Below are 1,210 nucleotides of genomic sequence, written 5' to 3'. Positions count from 1 at the left end.
CTTGGTCATGCTTTGTATATGAAAGCGATTCATGGCGGTAAAGCTAAAAACGATAAAATAGATTCATATAAAATTGCCAAACTTATCCGTGGTGGCAACTTCCCACTTGCTTATGTCTATGACAAAGATATGCGAGCTACACGTGATTTATTACGCAGAAGAACCAAAATTGTTCGCCACGGGGCTGATTTAAAAGCCCATGTCGCCAATACTGCTAGTCAGTATAATTTACCTGCCCACAACGTTAATTTAAAGAACGTCTGCGATAGAAAGAAGATGCGCTATTACTTTCCTGACCCCGTTGTACAACGCTCTATTAATTTAAATATGGCCATACTCGATTGCTATCACAATGAGCTTAAGCCTTTAGAGCATTATATTGAGCAAATGGCCAAGCAACACAATCCTGTCCACCTTAATATCTTGCAAACAATTAATGGTATAGGCCGCATTCTCGCACTTACCATTATTTATGAAATTGGTGACATCAATCGCTTTTCAAGCGTACAAAAGTTCGCTTCATATAGCCGGTTAGTCAAATGCAAAGCGGAGTCTGCTGGCAAAACGTATGGCACACAAGGCAATAAAATTGGCAATGCACATCTCAAATGGGCTTTTTCCGAAGCCGCTGTATTACTGCTGCGTCATAATCATAACGCCAACAAATACCTTGAAAAACTACAAAAGCGAATGAGCAAAGCCAAAGCACTGTCAGCGCTTGCGCATAAGCTGGGTCGCTGTGTTTATTTTATGCTTAAAAAAGAGACGGTATTCGATGAAGAAAAATTCTTAAAGAGTTAGTCACGGTACTGAGTGAGCTGAAAATCTAACTGGATATAAGGCTGAGCATCAATCAATTGGGTGAGTTAATAACCAACAAGGTTTAACCTGATTATATGCCTACAGGCCTGAGCCACTTGCCTTGATTAGACGCTCAGTACGCGTGCATTAATACAATAAACAAAGTCGCTTACACCTGACTTGATAACTGCGTTACGCACCTTGATCCAACTGGATCACAATGATGAAGCCAGCCGCTTTGAATAGTGCCATGATGAGGTTAACCGATGAATGTCTCGGCTCTGGCATCCTGCTTCGCTCTACCTTCTAAATCCATTTAGTCGTAGTGCCCCAGCAACCCCAAAAGGATATGGGAAAAAATCTGGCTGCGATGAGATCGCAATAAGAGATTACTGCGTAACGCACCCTA

At 41.7% G+C, this 1,210-nt stretch carries 1 protein-coding gene; it reads left to right on the top strand.

The window, feature by feature from the left end; translation table 11 throughout:
• Nucleotides 1-801, top strand: an 801-nt coding sequence (locus tag C7Y70_RS20420) for an IS110 family transposase (protein WP_135476857.1), incomplete at its 5' end; no start/stop codon positions are given.
• Nucleotides 802-1,210 lie beyond the last annotated feature (409 nt).

The sequence above is a fragment of the Pseudoalteromonas sp. KS88 genome (assembly GCF_004766475.1).
GTDB lineage: Bacteria > Pseudomonadota > Gammaproteobacteria > Enterobacterales > Alteromonadaceae > Pseudoalteromonas.
Note: the sequence above shows the minus strand (reverse complement) of the source record. Positions and strands in the feature narration are given on the sequence as shown.